Consider the following 20,953-nt stretch of genomic DNA (forward strand, 5'->3'; position numbering starts at 1 on the left):
AGGGAGATAGACATGGTTGTAAGCGCAAACAGGCTTGAACTGCTGCAGATTGCCGATGCGGTCGCGCGCGAGAAGTCGATCGACAAGCAGATCGTCATCGACGCCATGGCCGACGCCATCCAGAAGGCGGCGCGCTCGCGCTACGGTCTGGAAACCAACATTCGCGCCGACATCAATCCGCAGACGGGCGAGATGAAGCTCCAGCGGCTGATGGAGGTCGTCGATACCGTGGAGGATTACGCCACGCAGATCGCGCTGGTCACGGCGCGTGAGCGCAATCCCGACGCGCAGCTCGGCGATTTCATCGCAGAACAGCTTCCGCCGATGGATTTCGGCCGTATCGCCGCCCAGTCGGCAAAGCAGGTCATCGTCCAGAAGGTGCGCGAGGCCGAGCGCGACCGCCAGTATGACGAGTACAAGGATCGCATTGGCGAAATCGTCAACGGTACGGTCAAGCGCGTGGAATATGGCAACGTCATCGTCGATCTCGGCCGTGGTGAAGGCATCATCCGCCGTGACGAGCTGATCCCGCGCGAGATCTACAAATATGGCGACCGCGTGCGCGCCTATGTCTACGACGTGCGCCGCGAGCAGCGCGGTCCGCAGATCTTCCTGTCGCGCACCCATCCGCAGTTCATGGCGAAGCTGTTCACCATGGAAGTGCCGGAAATCTACGACGGCATCATCGAGATCAAGTCGGTTGCCCGTGATCCGGGTTCGCGCGCCAAGATCGCCGTCATCTCCCGCGATTCCTCCATCGATCCCGTAGGCGCCTGCGTCGGTATGCGCGGTTCGCGCGTTCAGGCCGTCGTCGGCGAGCTTCAGGGCGAAAAGATCGACATCATTCCGTGGTCGCCTTCGGCCGCTTCCTTTATCGTCAACGCCCTCCAGCCGGCCGAGGTCGCCAAGGTCGTGCTCGACGAGGATGCCGAGCGCATCGAAGTGGTGGTTCCCGACGATCAGCTTTCGCTGGCCATCGGCCGCCGCGGCCAGAACGTGCGCCTTGCCTCGCAGCTCACCGGCTGGGACATCGATATCCTGACCGAGCAGGAAGAGAGCGAGCGCCGCCAGAAGGAATTCGTGGAACGCTCCAACCTGTTCATGGATGCGCTCGACGTGGATGAGATGGTCGGGCAGGTTCTTGCCTCGGAAGGCTTCACCAGCGTCGAGGAAGTGGCCTATGTCGATGCCGACGAGATTTCGTCCATCGACGGTTTCGACGACGACACCGCCGTAGAAATCCAGACCCGCGCCCGCGAATATCTGGAGCGCATCGAGGCTGAGCATGATGCGAAGCGCCGGGAGCTTGGCGTCGAGGACGAGCTGCGCGAAATCCCCGGCGTGACCACTGCAATGATGGTGACGCTTGGCGAGGACGGCGTGAAGACCGTAGAGGATTTCGCCGGATATGCGGCCGACGATCTCGCCGGCTGGAAGGAGCGCAAGGATGGGGAAACCAAGGTTTTCCCCGGCGTTCTGGCAAGCCACGGCATTTCGCATACGGATGCAGAACAGATGATTGTAGCCGCCCGCCTGAAGGCTGGCTGGATCACCGCCGACGAAGCTGAGGCCGAAGAGGCCGAAGCTGACGCCGACGCGTGACGTGATGGAGACCGGGGCACCCTTTGTCGGATATGAACGATCGCACCTGCATCGTCACGAGGAAGACAGCCGAAACGGATGAACTGATCCGTTTCGTTGTCGGCCCGGATTCGGCCGTCGTCCCCGATCTGAAGCGAAATCTGCCCGGCCGTGGTTGCTGGGTGAGTGCCGATCGCCTACATGTAGACAAGGCGGCGGCGAAAAACCTGTTTTCACGCGCCTTCAAGACCAAGGTGGACGTGCCTGCTGAACTCGGCGCTCTGGTCGACGGGTTGCTGGTCCGGTCCGCCCTTGGCATGCTCGGCCTTGCCCGCAAGGCGGGAGCGGTCATATTCGGCGCTACCAAGGTTGAGGCAGCGGTGCGCAGCGGTGAGGCGCTGCTTGTTCTTCATGCCGAAGAAGCCGCTGAGGACGGCGTGAGAAAGATCAGCCAGGCCCGCCGTGCCACCGTGCATCTGGGCGGACCCGCTATCCGTGCCTACAAACTTTTCCCCGAAGCTGAATTGGGTTTGGCATTGGGTGGCACAAATGTGATACATGCAGCCGTTCTCGCGTCGGACGCGGGCACGGCGGTGCAGAAGCGCATGGTTGCGCTCGACCGTTACCGGGGCGGATCCCCGGACGATCTGGCGATGCTTGCGGCCGTCGCTGGCGAAGATGATGCCGCAGAGGATTGGGAATGAGCGATACGAAATCGGGCGATGACAAGACTTTGAGCGTTACGCCGAAGAAGACCCTGACGCTGAAGCGGCCGGGCCTGGAGCAGGGAACCGTGCGCCAGAACTTCTCGCATGGACGCACGAAGGCTGTCGTCGTCGAGACCAAGAAGCGCAAGTTCAACATTCCTGGCGAAAAGCCGGAGCCGTCCGTGTTTGCGCCGAAGCCGCAGCCTGCGCCCGTACCGCCGGCAGCGCCTGAAGTGGCAGCAGCACCCGCCCCGGAACCCGTTGAAAAGCAAGCCGCTCCCGTCGTGCAGCAGCAGGCGCCGAAGGTCGCGCCGAGGCCGCAGCAGCCTGCACGCGCCCCGGCACCGGCCGAGCGCATGGTCCTGAACGCCCTGTCCCGCGAGGAGATGGACGCGCGTCGTCGTGCGCTCGAGGGAGCCCAGTCACGCGAGGCCGAGGATCGCGCCCGTGCGGCCGAGGACGCCCGCCGCCGTGCCGAGGAAGATGAGCGGCGCAAGCGTGAGCGGGAAGAATCCGCTCGTCGGCAGGCCGAAGAAGAGGCCCGCCTTCAGGCTGAGGCCGAAGCCCGTCGCCGGGCCGAGGAAGAAGCGCGTCGTCGTGCGCCTCAGGCAGCTGCTGATGAGGAGGATGATGCAAAGCCGGTCAAGCGCGCAGGCGCCCCGAGCAGCCCGAGCGTGCCGCCCCGCCGTATCGTGACGCCTGAAGTGGCGCGTCCGGCCAAGGCCAAGGGCGAGGAAGATCGCCGCCGTGGCAAGCTGACGCTGACCAGCGCTCTCTCGTCGGAAGATGGCGATGCCCGCGCCCGCTCGCTTTCGGCGATGCGCCGGCGTCAGGAAAAATTCAAGCGGGCCATGTATCAGGAGCCCCGCGAGAAAGTTATGCGCGAAGTGACATTGCCGGAGACGATCACCATCCAGGAACTTGCCCAGCGTATGTCCGAGCGGGCCGTGGATGTCGTGAAGTTCTTCATGAAGCAGGGCCAGATGATGAAGCCCGGCGACGTTCTCGACGCCGATACGGCCGAGCTGGTGGCGACTGAATTCGGTCACACCGTCAAGCGCGTGGCGGATTCCGACATCGAGGAAGGCCTGTTCAACATCGCGGACAATCCCGACGATCTGGTGTCGCGTCCGCCTGTCGTCACCATCATGGGCCACGTCGACCACGGCAAGACCTCGCTGCTTGACGCCATCCGTCATGCCAAGGTGCAGTCGGGCGAAGCCGGCGGCATTACCCAGCATATCGGTGCCTATCAGGTGGAAAAGGATGGTCAGAAGATCACCTTCATCGACACCCCCGGCCACGCGGCCTTCACCGCCATGCGTGCCCGCGGTGCGCAGGCGACCGACATCGCCATTCTGGTGGTGGCGGCTGACGACAGCGTGATGCCGCAGACCATCGAGTCGATCAGCCATGCCAAGGCTGCCGGCGTTCCGATCATCGTGGCCATCAACAAGGTCGACAAGCCGTCTGCGGATCCGCAGAAGGTGCGCACCCAGCTTCTTCAGCATGAGGTGTTCGTCGAATCCATGGGTGGTGAGGTGCTCGACGTCGAGGTTTCGGCCAAGACGGGAACCGGCATCGACAAGCTGCTTGAGGCGATCCTGCTGCAGGCTGAAATCCTCGACCTGAAGTCCAACCCCGACCGTACCTCGGAAGGCGTGGTCATCGAGGCGCAGCTCGACAAGGGCCGCGGTCCGGTTGCCACCGTTCTGGTGCAGACCGGCACGCTCATGCCCGGTGACATTCTGGTTGCCGGCAACGAGTGGGGCCGCGTTCGCGCCCTGGTCAACGACCGGGGCGAGCATGTGGAAGAGGCCGGCCCGTCCATGCCGGTCGAAATTCTGGGCATGCAGGGTACGCCGCGCGCCGGTGACCGCTTTGCCGTCGTGAACAACGAAGCGCGCGCCCGTGAAATCACCGAGTACCGCCAGCGCAAGGCGCGCGACAAGGCTGCTGCCAAGCATGCCGGTCAGCGTGGCTCGCTGGAGCAGATGATGTCGCAGCTCCAGACCAGCAATCTCAAGGAGTTCCCGCTGGTCATCAAAGGCGACGTATCCGGCTCGATCGAGGCGATCAACGTCGCGCTGGAAGAGCTCGGCACCGACGAAGTGCGCGTGCGCATCGTTCATTCGGGGGCAGGCGGCATCACCGAGACCGACGTTTCGCTGGCCGAGACGTCCGGTGCGGTCATCATCGGCTTCAACGTCCGCGCCAACGTTCAGGCGCGTGCTGCGGCTGAAGCCGCCGGCATCGAGATCCGTTACTACAACGTGATCTACAGCCTGATCGACGACATCAAGGATGCGATGTCCGGCATGCTGTCGCCGGAGCGCCGCGAGACGTTCCTCGGCAATGCCGAGATCCTCGAGGTCTTCAACATCACCAAGGTCGGCAAGATTGCCGGCTGCCGCGTGACCGAAGGCCGTGTGGAGCGCGGTGCGGGCGTGCGCCTGATCCGCGACGACGTCGTCATCCACGAAGGCACGCTGAAGACGCTCAAGCGCTTCAAGGACGAGGTGTCGGAAGTTCCGGTTGGTCAGGAATGCGGTATGGCGTTCCAGAACTACGAGAACATCCAGGCCGGCGATGTCATCGAGTGCTTCCGCGTCGAGATGGTTGCGCGCAAGCTGTAATCCGCCGGCAACCGACGGAGTGAATGGCGGCCCGCCCGGCCGCCATTCTTTTTATGTTTCGTGCGGGACGCGGTCCAATTCCGCGCTCGCGTGTTCAGGATAAAAGAATATGTCCAATGCAGGAAAAGGCCCTTCGCAGCGCATGCTGCGTGTCGGCGAACAGGTGCGCCATGCGCTGGCGGAAATGCTCCAGCGCGGTGAAATCCGTGACGACGTGATCGAGACGACGGTGATTTCGGTTTCCGAGGTACGCATGTCGCCCGATCTGAAGATCGCCAATGCCTATGTCGCTCCCCTTGGCGCGAAGGATGATGACGCTGTCATCGCCGCGCTGAACCGCCATGCCCGCTTCATCCGCGGCCGCATGTCGCCGGCGCTGAGGCAGATGAAATACATGCCGGAATTCCGCTTCCGGCTGGATACCAGTTACGACAACTTCCAGAAGATCAACGATCTCCTCCATTCCCCGGAGGTGGCGCGCGATCTCGGTCATGATGATGAGGACAAGGAATAGTGGCGCGCCGAGGCAAAAAGAAGGGCCGGCCGGTTTCCGGCTGGGTGGTGCTCGACAAGCCGGTGGGCCTGGGCTCGACCGAGGCGGTTTCGAAGATCAAATGGCTGTTTCAGGCCGAGAAGGCGGGCCATGCCGGCACGCTTGACCCGCTGGCTTCCGGCATGCTGCCGATTGCGCTGGGCGAGGCGACCAAGACCGTTCCCTATGTTCAGGACGGGGCCAAGATCTATCGCTTCACCGTCGCCTGGGGCGAGGAGCGCTCCACCGACGATCTGGAAGGGCCGGTCACGAAGACGTCCGATAAGCGCCCGGCCGAAGACGAGGTGCGCGCCCTGCTGCCCAATTACACTGGCGTGATTTTGCAGGTTCCGCCGCAGTTCTCGGCCATCAAGATTGCCGGCGAACGCGCCTATGACATCGCCCGCGAAGGCACTGCGGTGGAAATCCCGCCCCGCGAGGTGGAGATTGCACGGCTCGACATCGTGTCCCATGAAGCCGACAGGACCATCTTCGAGGTGGAGTGCGGCAAGGGCACCTATGTGCGTTCTCTGGCCCGTGACATGGGCCGTGATCTCGGCTGTTTCGGCCATATAGCCGACCTGCGCCGCACCGAGGTCTATCCCTTCACGGCGGATGATTTCGTGACGCTTGAAGAGCTTGAAGCTGCCGTTCCGCCACCGCCGCAGGAGGGCGAGGAGCGTCCGGCAGGCGCACGGTTCGCAGCCCTTGATGATCTTCTGGTGGATACGTTGTCGGCTCTGGAAAGCCTGCCGCAGGTGCCGGTCGGAGACGACGCCGCCAACCGGATCAGGCTCGGCAATCCGGTCGTCGTGCGCGGCCGGGATGCTCCGGTGGAAGCCGATGAGGCCTGCATCACCGCGCGCGGCCGGCTGGTTGCAATCGGCGCGATCGAGCAGGGCATGTTCAAGCCCAAGCGCGTCTTCACCTGCTGAAGCTTTCTTGAACTGACCGCGCAAGCGGGTAAGGTTGCCGCATTTCCAGCGGCAACCGGGAGCTTCCATGTCGAGGGCAGGCAAGGCGACAAAGCATCGTCGACGCAAGCGGCGCACCCCGGTAGGTGCTGCGCCCGGCACGCTGGTTGCCGACCCTGCCGCAAGCCCCACGAAGCTCAGTCTCACCCTGATTGCTCCGGACAAGTTCCGCACCATCGCGAATGCCGGCATTGCCGATATCGTCGCCAATCGCGGTGAATGGCCCGTCATCTGGGTCGATTGCGTCGGGCTGGCCGACGTCACCCTCATCGGCGAAATCGGCCGCACCTTCGGCCTGCATCCTTTGTCGATGGAAGATGTGGTCAATGCCGATCAGCGGCCGAAGGTGGATTTCTTCGATGATCACGCCTTCGTGGCGCTGCGGATGGTCGATGATGCTGCGCTGCATCGCTATGAGCAGATTTCCGTTTTCTTCAGCGAAAAATTCGTCATCACGTTTCAGGAGCGGGAGGGCGATCCCTTCGATCCGGTCCGCCGGCGGATTGCCAGCGAAGGCCCAAACCGCCTGCGCGCCCGGCAGGCCGATTATCTGGCCTATGCGCTGATCGATGCGGTCGTGGACAGCTATTTCGCCCCGATGGAGGTGATCAGCGACGAGATCGAGCGGGTTGAGGAAAGCATGCTGGGTGGTCCGCAGAAGGGGCAGATGCAGGAGTTGCATGCGTTGCGCCGGGAGATGCTGGTGCTGAAGGGCGTCTTGTGGCCGCTGCGCGATGCACTTGCGGCGCTGATCCGCAACGACGATCCTTTCGTGACGCGCGAGACCAAGGTTTTCCTCAACGACACGCTCGACCATGCCATGCGCCTGATCGAGCTGGTGGAAAGCCAGCGTGACACGCTGAGCGGACTGATCGAGATGCATCTGTCGCTCAGCCAGGCGCGCACCAACGATGTCATCTCGCTGCTCACCATCGTGTCCACGATCTTCATTCCCCTGACCTTTCTCGTCGGCGTGTGGGGCATGAACTTCGATCCCGACGTGTCGCCATGGAACATGCCGGAGCTGCGCGCCTATTACGGCTATCCGGCGGCATTGCTGTTCATGATTGCCGTGGCCATCGCTTTGTTTGGCTACTTCAAATGGAGAAAATGGCTCTAGGCCCGAAGCTTCCCGATCGGGCCGGGAAAGGGTGCGCGGGGCAGCCATGCTGAATCAGGCTGGCTTTTGGCGGATAATTGCACTATATGCGCCACTGTATCGCACTTTTTGTCGCGAGCTTAGTGGCCTGTGCTGGACGACATCCCGGCTCAAGGCGTCCCGTTTCCTCCAACATATAAGGAAAAACACGATGTCGATCACTGCCGAACGCAAGCAAGAATTGATGGCACAGTTTGCAACTGCCAAGGGCGACACTGGTTCGCCTGAGGTGCAGGTTGCCATCCTCTCCGAGCGTATCAAGAACCTGACCGAGCACTTCAAGGACCACAAGAAGGACAACCATTCCCGCCGTGGTCTTCTCGCGCTCGTGTCGCAGCGCCGCAGCCTGCTTGACTATCTCAAGAGCAAGGACGTTGCGCGCTATCAGACGCTGATCGAGAGGCTCGAACTGCGTCGCTGACCTGATCTGACCGGCGGGCGTCTCAGGATTCCCGCCGGTCGCATATCCGGGCTGCCTATCGGCCCGAATGGTTCCATGGCGGAAAGGGCCGCCGGAACCGCCCCGTGGACGGTCATGGGGCAGGATTGCAGGATGCTCGCGCCGGCACTCAGCCGGAATTGCCCCGAGTCTCCCGTTGTCTTGCCCGTGGCTGCCCGAAAGAAGCCAGGAAAGATGAGCCGCGCCCGGCACAGCCGCGTGGCCTTTCCGCATATGAAGGACAAGGCATGTTCAACTATCATAAAGTCGAGATCGAATGGGGCGGCCGTCCGCTCGTTCTGGAGACCGGCAAGATCGCCCGTCAGGCCGACGGCGCCGTGCTCGCCACCTATGGCGAGACCATGGTTCTGGCGACTGTCGTGTCGGCGAAGGAGCCGAAGCCCGGCTTCGATTTCTTCCCGCTGACCGTCAATTATCAGGAAAAGACCTACGCTGCCGGCAAGATCCCCGGCGGTTACTTCAAGCGCGAAGGTCGCCCGAGCGAAAAGGAGACGCTGGTTTCGCGTCTCATCGATCGCCCGATCCGTCCGCTCTTCGCTGACGGCTACAAGAACGACACGCAGGTCGTCGTCACAGTCGTGCAGCACGACCTTGAGAACGATCCGGACATCCTGTCGATCGTTGCCACCTCCGCAGCACTCACCCTGTCGGGCGTTCCCTTCATGGGGCCGATCGGCGGCGCGCGCGTCGGCTACATCAATGGCGAATATGTGCTGAACCCGCATATCGACGAAATGACCGAATCGAAGCTCGATCTTGTCGTCGCCGGCACCTCCGAGGCCGTTCTGATGGTCGAGTCGGAAGCGCAGGAACTGTCCGAAGAGGTGATGCTGGGCGCTGTCGTGTTCGGCCAGAAGGGCTTCCAGCCGGTCATCGACGCGATCATCAAGCTGGCCGAAGTGGCCGCCAAGGAGCCGCGCGATCATAGCGTCGCCGATCTCTCCGCGCTTGAAAGCGAAATCCTCGCCATCGCCGAGACCGATCTGCGCGAAGCCTACAAGATCACCGACAAGCAGGCCCGTTACGCTGCCGTCGACGCCGCCAAGGCCAAGGTCAAGGCTGCTTTCACGCCGGCCGAAGGCGAAGAGGCGAAGTGGTCCTCCGAGCAGGTCGCCAGCGTGTTCAAGGAGCTCCAGGCCAAGATCGTGCGCTGGAACATCCTCGACACCGGCTCGCGCATCGATGGCCGCGACCTGAGCACCGTTCGCCAGATCGTTTCGGAAGTCGGCATCCTGCCGCGCACCCACGGTTCGGCCCTGTTCACCCGCGGTGAGACGCAGGCGATCGTCGTCGCCACGCTCGGTACCGGCGAAGACGAGCAGTATGTCGACGCTCTGACCGGCATGTACAAGGAGAAGTTCCTTCTCCACTACAACTTCCCGCCCTATTCGGTGGGTGAGACCGGCCGCATGGGTTCGCCGGGCCGCCGCGAGATCGGCCACGGCAAGCTTGCCTGGCGCGCCATCCGTCCGATGCTGCCTTCCGCCGAGCAGTTCCCCTACACGCTGCGCGTCGTCTCGGAGATCACCGAGTCCAACGGCTCGTCCTCGATGGCCACCGTGTGCGGCACCTCGCTGGCTCTGATGGATGCGGGCGTTCCGCTGCAGAAGCCGGTTGCCGGTATCGCCATGGGCCTGATCAAGGAAGGCGAGCGCTTCGCGGTGCTCTCCGACATTCTCGGTGACGAGGACCACCTCGGCGACATGGACTTCAAGGTTGCGGGTACGGCGGGGGGCATCACCTCGCTGCAGATGGACATCAAGATCGACGGCATCACCGAAGAGATCATGCAGGTTGCGCTTGGCCAGGCCAGGGACGGCCGTCTGCACATCCTCGGTGAAATGGGCAAGGCGCTCTCCGAGAGCCGTGGCCAGCTCGGCGAGTTCGCTCCGCGCATCGAAGTGATGAACATCCCGACCGACAAGATCCGCGACGTGATCGGTTCCGGCGGCAAGGTCATCCGCGAGATCGTGGAAAAGACCGGCGCCAAGATCAACATCGAGGATGACGGTACGGTCAAGATCGCGTCGTCGAGCGCCAAGGAAATCGAGGCGGCCAAGAAGTGGATCCACACCATCGTGGCCGAGCCGGAAGTCGGCGAAATCTACGAAGGCACGGTCGTCAAGACCGCCGACTTCGGCGCCTTCGTGAACTTCTTCGGTCCGCGTGACGGTCTGGTCCACATCTCGCAGCTTTCCGACCAGCGCGTCGCCAAGACCACCGACGTGGTCAAGGAAGGCGACAAGGTCTGGGTCAAGCTGATGGGCTTCGACGAGCGCGGCAAGGTTCGCCTGTCCATGAAGGTGGTCGACCAGGCCACCGGCAAGGAAGTCGTCAAGGAAGCCAAGGCCGAAGGCGAAGAGGCCTGAGCCTTTCTTCAGCTCTGAAACATGCGGGCGCGCCGAAAGGCGCGCCCGTTTTCGTTTCATCTGGTGTAAAGAATGCGGCCTGACGGCAGTTCGAGGCGCCGGGAAATGTCCAGAGCTTCGAGAAACGGCTCGTCATGGCTGACGACGACAAGCGCCCCGTCATACGCCTGAAGACCGGCCTCGATCGCCGCTATGGAATCGAGATCGAGATGATTTGTCGGCTCGTCCAGAATGAGCAGCGGCGGCGGTTTGATGCCGCCAAGCACGCAGGCGAGTGCGGCTCGCAGCAACTCCCCGCCGCTCAGGTCAGAAACCGTATGAAGTGCCGCGTCCGCCCTGAAGCCAAAGCGGGCGAGGGACGCCCGGCAGGCATTCTCGCTGGCATCGGGGTTGAGGCGGCGGAAATTGTCGCGGATCGGGGCGGACGGGTCGAGGAGGCTGGGGCGCTGGTCCAGCATGGCGGCGCCCTCCGTCACGCGCACCGTGCCCGCGAGAGGAGAAAGACGCCCCGTGATCAATTCCAGCAGCGTCGTCTTGCCGGAGCCGTTCGGGCCGGTAATGGCGATCCGCTCGGGCCCGGTCACCACCATCGTGATGCCGCTGAAAACCGGACGCTCCGCCTGATAGCCGGCGGAGACATTGTCGAGGCTCAACACGGTTCTGCCGGCGGCGAGGCCGCTGGAAGGCAGAGCGACGGCGAGTTTTTGCAGCACTTCGAGGCGCTCTCGCGCTGCCGCGAGGGCTTCACGGGCCTGCGCCTGCTGGCTGCCGGCCAGGCGGGCACCGGCCCCGCTGCTGTTTTCCGCACGCTCCTTCATGCCGCCCGCGAGAATGCGCGGCATGTCGCCTTTCGCCGCCTTGCGCTGTCCGGCACCGTCCCGTCGCGCCTTGCGCTCCGTTGCAACCTGTGCGGCGCGCGCCACTTCAGCCGATTTCTTTTCGGCGAAGTCCAGATCGCGCTGCGCTGCCGCCAGCTCCCGCACCTTGCGCTCCTGATAATGGCTCCAGTTGCCGCCGTAGCGGGTGGCGCCGCGCGTTGTCAGCTCGACGATCTCGTCCATCAGGCCAAGCAGCTCGCGGTCGTGGCTGACGACGAGCGCGCCCTTGCGCCAGCCAGCGAGCATCTCGTGAAGCGCCAGCCGGCCCTGCCGGTCGAGATTGTTGGTGGGCTCGTCCATGAGCAGGAAATCGGCATCGGAAAAAAGCAGCGCGGCAAGACCGGCGCGCGTGCGCTGTCCGCCCGAAAGTGTGTGCAGGCGTGTGTGCGGCGAGGCATCGAGGTCCATTCTGGCAAGAGCCGCCTCCATCCGCTCCTCCAGCGTCCAGTCGGCGCCAGCCAGTTCCTCGACGGTGGCACTGCCTTCGCTGGCGCGTTGCAGAATGCCGAGTTGCGCATCCACCCCAAACAGGCTGGAAACGGTGGCCTCGGGAGAGACCTGCACAGTCTGGTTGAAGACCGCGAGTGTGCCGTTGACGGACACGGAGCCGGTTTGCGGCGAAAGCCGGCCGGATATCAGATGAAGAATGGTGCTCTTGCCGACACCGTTGCGCCCGATCAGCCCGGTGCGGCCCGGCCCGAAGGCTAGGTCGAGATCGGAGAAAAGGCGACGCCCGTCAGGCGTGGAAAAGCTGAGCCTGGAAAGAGCGATCGAAGCTGGCATGTGTGAGAATTTCCCTGATGACAAAGCGGATGCGCGTTGCGTTCAGAGAAAAATCCATCGTGCCGAGGCTCCTGATCGGTTGAATTCGCCCAATAGCTAGGTCTTTCCGGGTTCGGATGCAAGCCGGCGCATTCAAAACCCGTGCCGATCACGAAAGACGCTGCATCAGGGGTAAATTTGCTCTATCAGCCTCTCATGACACGCGAAGCCCTGAAAACCCTTTTCTACCCCTTTGAATCCGGAGCGCTGGATGCGCCTGGAGTAGACAGCCGCGTGCTGTTCTTCGGCGCCGAGCCCGGTTTCCTGTTGCCCGGTGGGTTTGCGGCAAAACTCCACTGTGTTCAGGGCTTCCGGCCATATGTGCGTGCGCTGGAGGCTGCGGGGAGGGTGGTGATGCCACGCGCGGAGGGCACGGACTACGACATGGCGCTGGTGCTTGCCGGCCGTCATCGTGGCCAGAACGAACTGTGGATCGCCGAGGCGCTGGAGCGCATCGCTCCGGGTGGAACGGTGCTTGTGGCTGGCGGCAAGGACGACGGCATCGCCTCGCTGCGCAAGCGGATAGGCTCGCTGGTGCCTCTGGTGGATGCTCTGCCGAAATACCACGGCGTAGCCTTCTGGCTGCACCGGCCGCAGGGCGATGAGGTGGCGGTCAGCTTGCGCGCGGACAATCCGCCCGCCGTCGTCGAAGGCCGTTTCCATACCGCGCCAGGCATGTTTTCCTTCGAGAAGGCGGATGGCGGTTCGCGGCTTCTGCTCGATCACCTGCCGGAGAAGATTTCCGGCCATGTCGCGGATTTCTGCGCGGGCTGGGGTTATCTCGCGGCCCACATTGCCGACCGGACGCCCTCGCTTGCCTCGCTCGATCTTTATGAGGCCGATTTCGAGGCGCAGGAAGCGGCGCGGACCAACGTGCCGCAAGCCTCCGGCGTGTTCTGGCAGGACCTGCTGGCCGAACCCGTCGAGCGCCGCTACGACTGGATCGTCATGAACCCGCCCTTCCATCAGGGCAGGGCAGCTGAACCCGATATCGGGCAGCGCCTGATCGAGATTGCCGCGAAGGCGCTGAAACCGGGCGGGCGGCTCGTCATGGTGGCCAACCGGCAACTGCCTTACGAGCCGGTGCTGGCCAGCGCCTTCGGATCGTCGCAGGAAATCGCCCGCGACAACCGATTCAAGGTGTTTCTGGCGCGCAGGTAGAGCAATTCCGGCAAAAGTCCGGAGCGATTTTGCATTCGGAATTGCATCGGAAACAACGGCGGGAGGACTTTCCCGAACAAAAAAGCCGGACAGCCATCGCCGGTCCGGCTTTTTGAAAAATAGCGGGTAGAGCGAGAACTCAGCCCTTGTCGCTGTCCATGCGCTTGAGCTCATCCAGGGTCGGCATCGAGACGATGTTGTAGCCGGAATCCACGTAATGGATCTCGCCGGTGACGCCCGAAGACAGGTCCGACAGCAGGTAAAGCGCCGAATTGCCGATCTCGTCGATGTTGACGGTGCGGCGCAGCGGTGCGTTGCGGCTCTGGTAGTTGAACATATAGCGTGCATCGGAAATGCCCGCACCTGCCAGTGTGCGCACCGGACCGGCCGAGATGCCGTTCACGCGGATGCCGCGCGGGCCGTAATCGTTGGCGAGATAGCGCACGCTCGCCTCAAGGCCTGCCTTGGCAACGCCCATGACGTTGTAGTTCGGCATGACCCGTACCGAGCCGGCATAGGTCAGCGTCAGCATCGAGCCGCCTTCATTCATGAGCGCGGCGGCATTGCGCGCCACTTCGGTGAAGGAATAGCAGGAGATCACCATGGTACGCACGAAATTGTCGCGCGTGGTGTCGGCGTAAAGGCCCTTCAGCTCGTTCTTGTCGGAAAAGCCGATGGCATGGACGACGAAGTCGAGCCCGCCCCATTCGCTTTTCAGCGTATCGAAGGTGGCTGTGACGGAAGCGCTGTCTTCCACGTCGCAGGGGATGAGAAGCGAGGTGCCGACCTGTTCGGCCAGCGGCTTCACGCGACGTCCGAAAGCCTCGCCCTGATAGGTGAACGCCAGTTCAGCACCCTGCGCGGCCAGCTGTCGAGCGATGCCCCATGCGATGGAGTGGTCGTTCGCCACCCCCATGACAAGCCCGCGCTTGCCCTTCATCAGTGAATCCATTCTGGAATCCTTTATGCGGAGTAGCGCTGGAACACGAGAGTGGCGTTGGTGCCGCCGAAGCCGAAGGAGTTGGACAGCGCAATGTCGATTTTTGCGTCATCAATGCGCTTGCGGACGATCGGAATGCCCTCGAATTCGGGGTCCAGCTCGGTGATATGGGCGCTTTCGCCGATGAAGCCGGCCTGCATCTGCAGGATCGAGTAGATCGATTCCTGCACGCCGGCGGCTCCGAGCGAATGGCCGGTAAGAGACTTGGTTGACTGAATGTGCGGGGCCTTGTCGCCAAACACTTCGCGGATGGCGCCGATTTCCTTGGAATCGCCGACCGGCGTCGAGGTGCCGTGCGTGTTGATAAGGTCGACATCGCCCTTCACGGTGGCAAGTGCCTGCTTCATGCAGCGCACCGCACCCTCGCCGGAAGGGGCCACCATGTCGTAGCCGTCCGAGGTTGCGCCATAGCCCACGATCTCGGCGTAAATCTTCGCGCCGCGCGCCTTGGCGTGTTCCAGTTCCTCAAGAACGAGCACCCCGGCGCCGCCGGCGATGACGAAACCGTCGCGCGTGGCGTCATAGGCGCGCGAGGCCGTGGCGGGCGTATCGTTGTATTTCGAGGACATGGCGCCCATGGCGTCGAACAGGTTCGACATGGTCCAGTCGAGGTCTTCGTGGCCGCCGGCGAACATCATGTCCTGCTTGCCCCACTGGATCATCTCCGCGGCATTGCCGATGCAGTGGGCGGAGGTCGAGCAGGCCGACGAGATCGAATAATTCACGCCGTGGATCTTGAACCACGTGGCAAGGGTGGCCGAGGCCGTGGACGACATCGCCTTCGGCACGGCGAAGGGGCCGATGCGCTTGGGCGAGCCGTTCTTCAGCGTGGTTTCCGCGGCCTCTACGAGAATGCGCGTGGAGGGTCCGCCCGAACCCATGATGATGCCGGTGCGCTCATTGGTGATGTCGTTCTGCTCCAGCCCGCAATCGGCGATGGCCTGTTCCATGGCGACATGGTTCCACGCGCCGCCGCGCGAGAGGAAGCGCATGGCGCGGCGGTCGACCAGCTCTGTCGGGTCAAGCGTCGGCGAGCCCCAGACCTGGGAGCGGAAGCCGTGTTCGGCGAAGGAATCGGAAAAGCTGATGCCGGATCTGGCATCGCGAAGCGCGACCGTGACCTCATCGGCGTTGTTGCCGATGGAGGATACGATGCCGAGGCCGGTGACAACGACGCGTCTCATGGAATGCTCCTTGATGGCAGGCTGGACCCGTGGCGGATCAGGCCGTTGCTTCCTTGAACAGGCCGACCCTCAGGTCGGTGGCCTTGTATATGGTCTCTCCGTCGGCCTTCATCCAGCCGTCGGCGATGCCGAGAACCAGACGACCGCGCATGACGCGCTTGAAGTCGATGCCGTATTCGACCTTCTTCACGGAAGGCGTGACCATGCCGGTGAACTTCACCTCGCCGGTGGAAAGCGCGCGACCCTTGCCGGGTTCGCCCAGCCAGCCGAGGAAGAAGCCGGTCAGCTGCCACATGGCATCGAGCCCGAGGCAGCCCGGCATGACCGGATCGCCGATGAAGTGGCAGGGGAAGAACCAGAGATCACGATGGATGTCGAGCTCGGCGCGGATGAAACCCTTGTCGTGGTCGCCGCCGGTCTCGCTGATCTCGGTGATGCGGTCGAACATCAGCATGGGCGGGTAGGGGAGCTGGGCGTTGCCCGGCCCGAACATCTCCCCGCGAGCACAGGCGAGCAATTCTTCGTAATCGTAGCTGGATTTTCCTGCGGCCATTAAAAACGTCCCCGTCCAAGTGAGCGGCTGTGCGCCCTTTAGTTCTAGTAACACAGTCCGTTTCAGGCCGGAAACCGTGGTTTACCTTGAAGGTGTGGCTCTAACGCGACGGTTTGTCCGGGTCAATCCGCTGCTATTGATCGTAAGCCCCCGAAAGAATATATCTGGGCGCAGAAGGTTTTCGCTTGATCTCCTGAATTTGCCGGAATGGTGGTGTTTTCAGGGCGATGAGGCTGGGCCATAAGCTAATGATGGAAGTGTAAGCGCTCAGGATGAGGAACGCTGTGGATAAGCGAGTTCGTGACGCCGGTCTCAGGCCGACGCGCCAGCGCGTCGCGCTGGCAGAGCTGCTTTTTGCCAAGGGTGATCGCCATCTTTCGGCTGAGGAACTGCATGAGGAGGCGCTGGCCGCCGGCGTTCCGGTTTCTCTTGCCACCGTGTACAACTCGCTGCACCAGTTCACCGAAGCCGGCCTGCTGCGCATTCTGGCCCTCGAGGGGTCCAGAACCTATTTCGACACCAACACCTCGGATCACCACCATTTCTTCATCGAGGGCGAGAACCGTATCTTCGACGTCGAGGGCGACGCGATGACGGTCACCAATATTCCGGAACCTCCGGAAGGCATGGAAATCGCCAATGTCGATATCGTGATCCGCCTTCGCCCCAGACAATAATCAGACCGGACCGGTGACAAGGACGCTGCTCAGGCTGGAAGGTGCCGGCCTGCTGTTGGCGGCCGTCATTATCTATGCCGCATCAGGCCTGAACTGGTGGCTGTTTGCCGTTCTGCTTCTGGTGCCGGACGTGTCCATGCTCGGCTATATGAGCGGGCCGCGTGTCGGCGCTCCTCTCTACAACGCTTTCCACACGACCTTGTGGGGGCTTGCGCTGGCCGTTGCCGGATATGCTTTCACGGCAGAGCTGCCCCTGAGCATCGGGCTGATCTGGCTTGCCCATATCGGCATGGATCGGGCGCTGGGATATGGGCTGAAGGAAGCATCATCCTTTCAGGACACACATCTTGGCCGCATCGGAAAGGACTGAGCAGGCTCAGTCCTCTACTTTTTCACCCGGATAGGCACCCCAGACGAGCGACTGGCTGATCCAGCCGGAGCGGCCGGCGAAGCTCATCTCGCACCATTTTCCGTTGCAGGACTTGATGGTGCCGATCGCGCCGGGTTCCACCATGGCGGTCACTGCGGCATCCTCGGAAGGCCGCCGCAGAAGATTGATGCGCGCATCCTTGCCGCGCTGCCATGGCGCAACCATTGCCGTGCGCTTGCCGGAAAGCAGCGACTGGTTCACCCAGCCTTCGGATCCCTCGGCATCGCGCACGCGTCGCCAGGTATCGTATTCCTGAATGATCTCCATCGGCAGCCCGGCCTTGGTGTACATCCAGTCGACGGAATAGTTGGTGCCGGGGCCAACGCGCGAATTGACGCGCGCGGACTTCAGGCTGACGAAGCGCGGCAGCGGCAGGCCGGAGGGGCCGAGCCGCACACTCTGGGTCTGCGCGCCGGCGGATTGGGCGCCAGCGGACTGAGCATCAGCGGAAACCGGCGCAACAAGGCCGATCAGCATTGCACCGAGGGCAAGATGGCTAAGGCGAAACGACACGAAACCAGACACTTTCGTTCCCTTGCAGGCATTCTGTTGGATGGAGCGGATGAAGCGGCCGCCCCTTTTTCTTTGTCTTCGGCGGATCGGCTTGGTACATGAGCTATCGAACCGCGACCGCTTTGCAGTTTCGCCGGTCTTGGTTAAAGAGGTCTCAACGGTAACTGCGATCGGGGTAAATATGGCCGGCAGGAAGAAACCTCTCGTCGTCATCACACGCAAGCTGCCCGACCCTGTCGAGACACGCATGCGCGAGCTTTTCGACGCGAGGCTGAATGTCGAGGACAGGCCGATGAGCCAGGCCGAACTGATCGCGGCGGTCCGCGAGGCGGATGTGCTGGTTCCGACAGTGAGCGACCTGATCGATGCCGAGGTCCTGAACGCTGCCGGCGAAAATCTCAAGCTGATCGCGAATTTCGGCAACGGTATCGACAAGATCGATATCGCGGCAGCAACCGCCCGCGGCATCACCGTCACCAATACGCCCGGCGTGCTGACGGAAGACACCGCGGACATGACCATGGCGCTTATTCTGGCCGTTCCGCGCCGGCTCACGGATGGTGCGGCCATTCTGCCCGACGGCAAGAAGTGGGAAGGCTGGTCGCCCACATGGATGCTTGGTCGCCGCATCTGGGGCAAGCGGCTGGGTATCGTCGGCATGGGGCGCATCGGAACCGCTGTCGCCCGCCGGGCCAAGGCGTTCGGCCTGTCTATCCACTACCACAACCGTCACCGGGTGATGCCGGCGCTGGAAGACGAGCTGGAGGCGACCTATTGGGAAAGCCTCGACCAGATGCTGGCGCGCATGGACATTATCTCCGTCAACTGTCCCTCGACACCGGCCACCTATCACCTTCTGTCTGCCCGCCGTCTGGCGCTGATGCAGCCGGGTGCCTATCTGGTCAACACGGCGCGCGGCGACCTGATCGACGAGCAGGCGATGATCAGGATGCTGGAAGAGGACAAGCTGGCCGGTGCGGGCCTCGATGTCTATGAGAACGAGCCGGCGGTCAATCCGAAGCTGCTCAAGCTGGCCACCAAAGGCAAGGCGGTGTTGCTGCCGCATATGGGCTCGGCCACGCTGGAAGGCCGCATCGACATGGGCGAGAAGGTCATCATCAACATCCGCGCATTCTGCGACGGGCATCGCCCGCCGGATCGGGTGATCCCGACGCGCGTCTGACCGGGCAGCCGCCCGCGCGCCGTTCCCCTTGCGTAAGCCGGGCCTCTGTTGTCTGGCATGAAAAGCCTCTCTATCGTCCGCATGTTCGGGAGGGGCATTCATGAGAAAAATTCTTCGTTGGGGTCTTGGCGGCGTGGCAGCGCTGGCCGTGGCGGCGGGTTTGGTTGTCTGGACATATTGGGACACGATCCAGGATTATCGCGCAGCGCTTGAATATGCCGACAGCTTCAAGCCCGATGTGATCGACCAGAATTTCCGCTCCCTTTTCGTGAAATATCCGTCGATTCGGGTGCCGAAGAGCGCGATTGCCAGCCCGCTGGAAAAGCAGGAGCGTCCGCTGCCCGAAAACTACAGCTTCGGGGGCGAGAACCGCTCCGTGGAAGACTGGATAGAGCGCACGCAGACCACAGGCCTCATCGTCATCAGGGATGGCGCCATCGTTCATGAGCGCTATCTGCGCGGCAATGGGCCGGAAACCCAGTCGATCGCCATGTCGCTCTCGAAATCCTTCGTCTCGGCCCTTGTCGGCAGAGCGGTCGAGGATGGCCTGATCGACATCAGCCAGCCTGTGGATAGCTATGCACCCGTTCTGGCCGAAGGCGGCTACAAGGGCGTCAGCGTCAGGAACGTTCTGCAGATGTCGTCCGGCATCGGTTTCAACGAAGACTATGGCGATCTCAACTCGGACATCGTGCGCTACATCATCCAGATCCTGCGCGGCTCGGTGACGGAGTTCACCGCGCATCTGAAGAACGACATCCCGCAGGGCACCGTGAACCGCTACGTCTCGGCCGACACGCAGGTGCTGGGCCTTGTGCTGGAAGGCGCAACGGGCAAGCCCCTGGCCGATTATTTCAACGAGGTTCTGTGGTCGAAGCTCGGCACGGAGGCCGATGCTTACTGGCTGGCGGATCAGAAAGGCGAGGCCATAGCGGCCGGCGGCCTCAACGCCGTGCTTCGGGATTATGCGCGTTTCGGGCTTCTTTATCTGAATGAAGGCCGCACGCTGTCCGGCGAGCAGATCGTGCCTGTGGACTGGGTGAAGGCCTCCACCACACCAGATGCGCCGCACCTGATGCCGGGCCGTGACGACGGCAGAGGCGGCAAGACATATGGCTATGGCTATCAGTGGTGGATACCGGCGGAACGAAAAGGTGGCGACTTCACCGGCGTCGGCATTTACGGGCAGTTCATCTACATCAACCCCGAGCGAAAGATCGTCATCGCCAAGACCTCCGCCTATGCCGACTACAACAATACGGGACAGGAAATGAAGCGGGAGAGCATCGCCGCTTTCCAGGCGATCGCCGAGGGCTTGTAAGCCTACTGGCTGTCGGCGCGCCGCTTGTAGCGGATGGTGTCGAAACGGGCGGCAAGCGCATCGTAAAGCAGAAGCCGCCCGACAAGCGGCTCGCCAATGCCGGTGATCAGCTTGATCGCCTCCATCGCCTGCAGGGTGCCCATCACGCCCACAAGCGCGCCGACAATGCCGGCCGCCGCGCAGGAGGGCACGAGCCCCGGCGGCGGCGGTTCCGGAAACAGGTCGCGATAGGACGGGTTTTGCCCGCCATCTTCGTTCACTTCGAACGGCTTGAGCACGGTGAGCGAGCCGTCGAAACGTCCGACGGCGGCATGAACCAGCGGACGCCTTTCCCGTTCGCAGGCATCGGCCACCGCAAAGCGCGTCTCGAAATTGTCGGTTCCGTCTACGGTGAGGTCGTAAGCAGCGACGAGGGCAGGGGCGTTTGCCGGCGTCAGGCGCAGCCGGTGAAGCTCGACCTTCACATGCGGATTGATGCGCAGGATCGCATTGCGCGCACTTTCGGCCTTGGGTCGACCCAGCGATTCCGTGCCGTGGATGATCTGGCGTTGCAGGTTTGAAAGCGACACTTCGTCGTCGTCGACGATGCCGAGCGTGCCGACGCCCGCTGCCGCGAGATAAGCGAGAACCGGCGCGCCGAGCCCGCCGGCACCCACCACCAGCACCCGCGCCGCCTTCAGCCGGCGCTGGCCTGCACCGCCGATTTCCGGCAGCACGATGTGGCGCGCATAGCGCTCAAGTTCGTCGTCGTTCAGGGAGGGCAAGGTCATGACGCCGACCATAGCGTGTCAGGCGGGACGTGTCATTCGCAGC

The 20,953-nt window shown here is 62.8% G+C and carries 19 protein-coding genes; 13 read left to right on the top strand and 6 right to left on the bottom strand.

Annotation, left to right across the window (positions count from 1 at the left end; genetic code table 11):
• Nucleotides 1–12 precede the first annotated feature (12 nt).
• The 8 genes from nusA (at nucleotide 13) to pnp (ending at nucleotide 10,418) form a co-directional block, all read left to right on the top strand.
• The gene (gene nusA / locus MIC97_RS15675) at nucleotides 13–1,602 is read left to right on the top strand and encodes a transcription termination factor NusA (protein ID WP_239800786.1); all 1,590 of its coding nucleotides are present in this window, start codon (nucleotides 13–15) and stop codon (nucleotides 1,600–1,602) included.
• Nucleotides 1,603–1,634: 32 nt separating this feature from the next.
• A complete protein-coding gene (locus MIC97_RS15680; RefSeq protein ID WP_239801166.1) occupies nucleotides 1,635–2,285 on the top strand; it encodes an RNA-binding protein in 651 nt (216 codons plus the stop codon).
• On the top strand, nucleotides 2,282–4,924 hold the full coding sequence (infB, locus tag MIC97_RS15685) for a translation initiation factor IF-2 (RefSeq protein WP_239800787.1): 2,643 nt from the start codon (nucleotides 2,282–2,284) through the stop codon (nucleotides 4,922–4,924). Before MIC97_RS15680 ends, infB begins: the two co-directional genes overlap by 4 nt.
• Nucleotides 4,925–5,033: 109 nt before the next feature.
• Complete coding sequence (gene rbfA / locus MIC97_RS15690) at nucleotides 5,034–5,438, top strand: 30S ribosome-binding factor RbfA (protein ID WP_239800788.1); 405 nt, start codon at nucleotides 5,034–5,036, stop codon at nucleotides 5,436–5,438.
• Nucleotides 5,438–6,391, top strand: coding sequence for a tRNA pseudouridine(55) synthase TruB (truB, locus tag MIC97_RS15695; RefSeq protein ID WP_239800789.1), 954 nt, complete (start codon nucleotides 5,438–5,440; stop codon nucleotides 6,389–6,391). The genes rbfA and truB overlap by 1 nt, the downstream gene beginning before the upstream one ends.
• 67 nt (nucleotides 6,392–6,458) lie before the next feature.
• A complete protein-coding gene (gene corA / locus MIC97_RS15700; protein ID WP_239800790.1) occupies nucleotides 6,459–7,550 on the top strand; it encodes a magnesium/cobalt transporter CorA in 1,092 nt (363 codons plus the stop codon).
• A gap of 127 nt (nucleotides 7,551–7,677) precedes the next feature.
• Nucleotides 7,678–8,010, top strand: a complete 333-nt coding sequence (rpsO, locus tag MIC97_RS15705) for a 30S ribosomal protein S15 (protein WP_275592482.1) — start codon at nucleotides 7,678–7,680, stop codon at nucleotides 8,008–8,010.
• 266 nt (nucleotides 8,011–8,276) lie between these two features.
• Complete coding sequence (gene pnp / locus MIC97_RS15710) at nucleotides 8,277–10,418, top strand: polyribonucleotide nucleotidyltransferase (protein ID WP_239800791.1); 2,142 nt, start codon at nucleotides 8,277–8,279, stop codon at nucleotides 10,416–10,418.
• Nucleotides 10,419–10,474: 56 nt separating this feature from the next.
• Here the strand turns inward: pnp and MIC97_RS15715 are convergent, their stop codons facing one another.
• Nucleotides 10,475–12,079 carry an ABC-F family ATP-binding cassette domain-containing protein gene (locus MIC97_RS15715; RefSeq protein WP_239800792.1) on the bottom strand — a complete coding sequence of 535 codons (1,605 nt, stop codon included), beginning with the start codon at nucleotides 12,077–12,079 and terminating at the stop codon, nucleotides 10,475–10,477.
• Between the two features lie 195 nt (nucleotides 12,080–12,274).
• Here MIC97_RS15715 and MIC97_RS15720 point away from each other — a divergent pair, with 195 nt between their 5' ends.
• Nucleotides 12,275–13,279 (top strand): class I SAM-dependent methyltransferase, encoded by a 1,005-nt coding sequence (locus MIC97_RS15720; RefSeq protein WP_239800793.1) that lies wholly within the window; start codon nucleotides 12,275–12,277, stop codon nucleotides 13,277–13,279.
• 139 nt (nucleotides 13,280–13,418) lie between these two features.
• Here the strand turns inward: MIC97_RS15720 and fabI are convergent, their stop codons facing one another.
• The 3 genes from fabI to fabA are packed head-to-tail and all read right to left on the bottom strand — an operon-like array spanning nucleotide 13,419 to nucleotide 16,016.
• Nucleotides 13,419–14,231, bottom strand: coding sequence for an enoyl-ACP reductase FabI (fabI, locus tag MIC97_RS15725; RefSeq protein ID WP_239800794.1), 813 nt, complete (start codon nucleotides 14,229–14,231; stop codon nucleotides 13,419–13,421).
• Between the two features lie 11 nt (nucleotides 14,232–14,242).
• Nucleotides 14,243–15,463 (bottom strand): beta-ketoacyl-ACP synthase I, encoded by a 1,221-nt coding sequence (gene fabB, locus MIC97_RS15730; protein WP_239800795.1) that lies wholly within the window; start codon nucleotides 15,461–15,463, stop codon nucleotides 14,243–14,245.
• Nucleotides 15,464–15,500: 37 nt separating this feature from the next.
• Nucleotides 15,501–16,016 carry a 3-hydroxyacyl-[acyl-carrier-protein] dehydratase FabA gene (fabA, locus tag MIC97_RS15735; protein ID WP_239800796.1) on the bottom strand — a complete coding sequence of 172 codons (516 nt, stop codon included), beginning with the start codon at nucleotides 16,014–16,016 and terminating at the stop codon, nucleotides 15,501–15,503.
• A gap of 272 nt (nucleotides 16,017–16,288) precedes the next feature.
• On the opposite strand from fabA, the gene irrA reads away from it, so the two are divergent.
• Nucleotides 16,289–16,693: an iron response transcriptional regulator IrrA gene (gene irrA, locus MIC97_RS15740; protein ID WP_183828021.1), complete on the top strand. Its 405-nt coding sequence runs from the start codon at nucleotides 16,289–16,291 to the stop codon at nucleotides 16,691–16,693.
• A gap of 13 nt (nucleotides 16,694–16,706) precedes the next feature.
• Nucleotides 16,707–17,063, top strand: a complete 357-nt coding sequence (locus tag MIC97_RS15745) for a DUF4260 domain-containing protein (RefSeq protein ID WP_239800797.1) — start codon at nucleotides 16,707–16,709, stop codon at nucleotides 17,061–17,063.
• Between the two features lie 6 nt (nucleotides 17,064–17,069).
• On the opposite strand, the gene MIC97_RS15750 is transcribed toward MIC97_RS15745, so the two are convergent.
• Complete coding sequence (locus tag MIC97_RS15750) at nucleotides 17,070–17,648, bottom strand: SH3 domain-containing protein (RefSeq protein ID WP_183828027.1); 579 nt, start codon at nucleotides 17,646–17,648, stop codon at nucleotides 17,070–17,072.
• 169 nt (nucleotides 17,649–17,817) lie between these two features.
• Here MIC97_RS15750 and MIC97_RS15755 point away from each other — a divergent pair, with 169 nt between their 5' ends.
• Together MIC97_RS15755 and MIC97_RS15760 are read left to right on the top strand one after the other, a co-directional pair.
• The gene (locus tag MIC97_RS15755; protein WP_239800798.1) at nucleotides 17,818–18,819 is read left to right on the top strand and encodes a D-glycerate dehydrogenase; all 1,002 of its coding nucleotides are present in this window, start codon (nucleotides 17,818–17,820) and stop codon (nucleotides 18,817–18,819) included.
• A gap of 100 nt (nucleotides 18,820–18,919) precedes the next feature.
• Entirely contained in the window at nucleotides 18,920–20,140 is a 1,221-nt protein-coding gene (locus MIC97_RS15760) for a serine hydrolase (protein ID WP_239800799.1), read from the top strand.
• 2 nt (nucleotides 20,141–20,142) lie between these two features.
• On the opposite strand, the gene MIC97_RS15765 is transcribed toward MIC97_RS15760, so the two are convergent.
• Nucleotides 20,143–20,910: a molybdopterin-synthase adenylyltransferase MoeB gene (locus MIC97_RS15765; RefSeq protein ID WP_239800800.1), complete on the bottom strand. Its 768-nt coding sequence runs from the start codon at nucleotides 20,908–20,910 to the stop codon at nucleotides 20,143–20,145.
• Nucleotides 20,911–20,953 lie beyond the last annotated feature (43 nt).

The sequence above is a fragment of the Aquamicrobium sp. NLF2-7 genome, from assembly GCF_022359935.1.
GTDB lineage: Bacteria > Pseudomonadota > Alphaproteobacteria > Rhizobiales > Rhizobiaceae > Mesorhizobium > Mesorhizobium lusatiense.

What these genes read in the sequence shown, in the direction of transcription:
- fabA (WP_239800796.1), bottom strand. Translation starts at nt 16,016, where the DNA reads ATGGCCGCAGGAAAATCCAGCTACGATTACGAAGAATTGCTCGCCTGT.
- corA (WP_239800790.1), top strand. Translation starts at nt 6,459, where the DNA reads ATGTCGAGGGCAGGCAAGGCGACAAAGCATCGTCGACGCAAGCGGCGC.
- MIC97_RS15760 (WP_239800799.1), top strand. Translation starts at nt 18,920, where the DNA reads ATGAGAAAAATTCTTCGTTGGGGTCTTGGCGGCGTGGCAGCGCTGGCC.
- rbfA (WP_239800788.1), top strand. Translation starts at nt 5,034, where the DNA reads ATGTCCAATGCAGGAAAAGGCCCTTCGCAGCGCATGCTGCGTGTCGGC.
- fabB (WP_239800795.1), bottom strand. Translation starts at nt 15,463, where the DNA reads ATGAGACGCGTCGTTGTCACCGGCCTCGGCATCGTATCCTCCATCGGC.
- MIC97_RS15715 (WP_239800792.1), bottom strand. Translation starts at nt 12,079, where the DNA reads ATGCCAGCTTCGATCGCTCTTTCCAGGCTCAGCTTTTCCACGCCTGAC.
- irrA (WP_183828021.1), top strand. Translation starts at nt 16,289, where the DNA reads ATGAGGAACGCTGTGGATAAGCGAGTTCGTGACGCCGGTCTCAGGCCG.
- MIC97_RS15720 (WP_239800793.1), top strand. Translation starts at nt 12,275, where the DNA reads ATGACACGCGAAGCCCTGAAAACCCTTTTCTACCCCTTTGAATCCGGA.
- nusA (WP_239800786.1), top strand. Translation starts at nt 13, where the DNA reads ATGGTTGTAAGCGCAAACAGGCTTGAACTGCTGCAGATTGCCGATGCG.
- MIC97_RS15765 (WP_239800800.1), bottom strand. Translation starts at nt 20,910, where the DNA reads ATGACCTTGCCCTCCCTGAACGACGACGAACTTGAGCGCTATGCGCGC.
- MIC97_RS15755 (WP_239800798.1), top strand. Translation starts at nt 17,818, where the DNA reads ATGGCCGGCAGGAAGAAACCTCTCGTCGTCATCACACGCAAGCTGCCC.
- infB (WP_239800787.1), top strand. Translation starts at nt 2,282, where the DNA reads ATGAGCGATACGAAATCGGGCGATGACAAGACTTTGAGCGTTACGCCG.
- pnp (WP_239800791.1), top strand. Translation starts at nt 8,277, where the DNA reads ATGTTCAACTATCATAAAGTCGAGATCGAATGGGGCGGCCGTCCGCTC.
- MIC97_RS15680 (WP_239801166.1), top strand. Translation starts at nt 1,635, where the DNA reads ATGAACGATCGCACCTGCATCGTCACGAGGAAGACAGCCGAAACGGAT.
- fabI (WP_239800794.1), bottom strand. Translation starts at nt 14,231, where the DNA reads ATGGATTCACTGATGAAGGGCAAGCGCGGGCTTGTCATGGGGGTGGCG.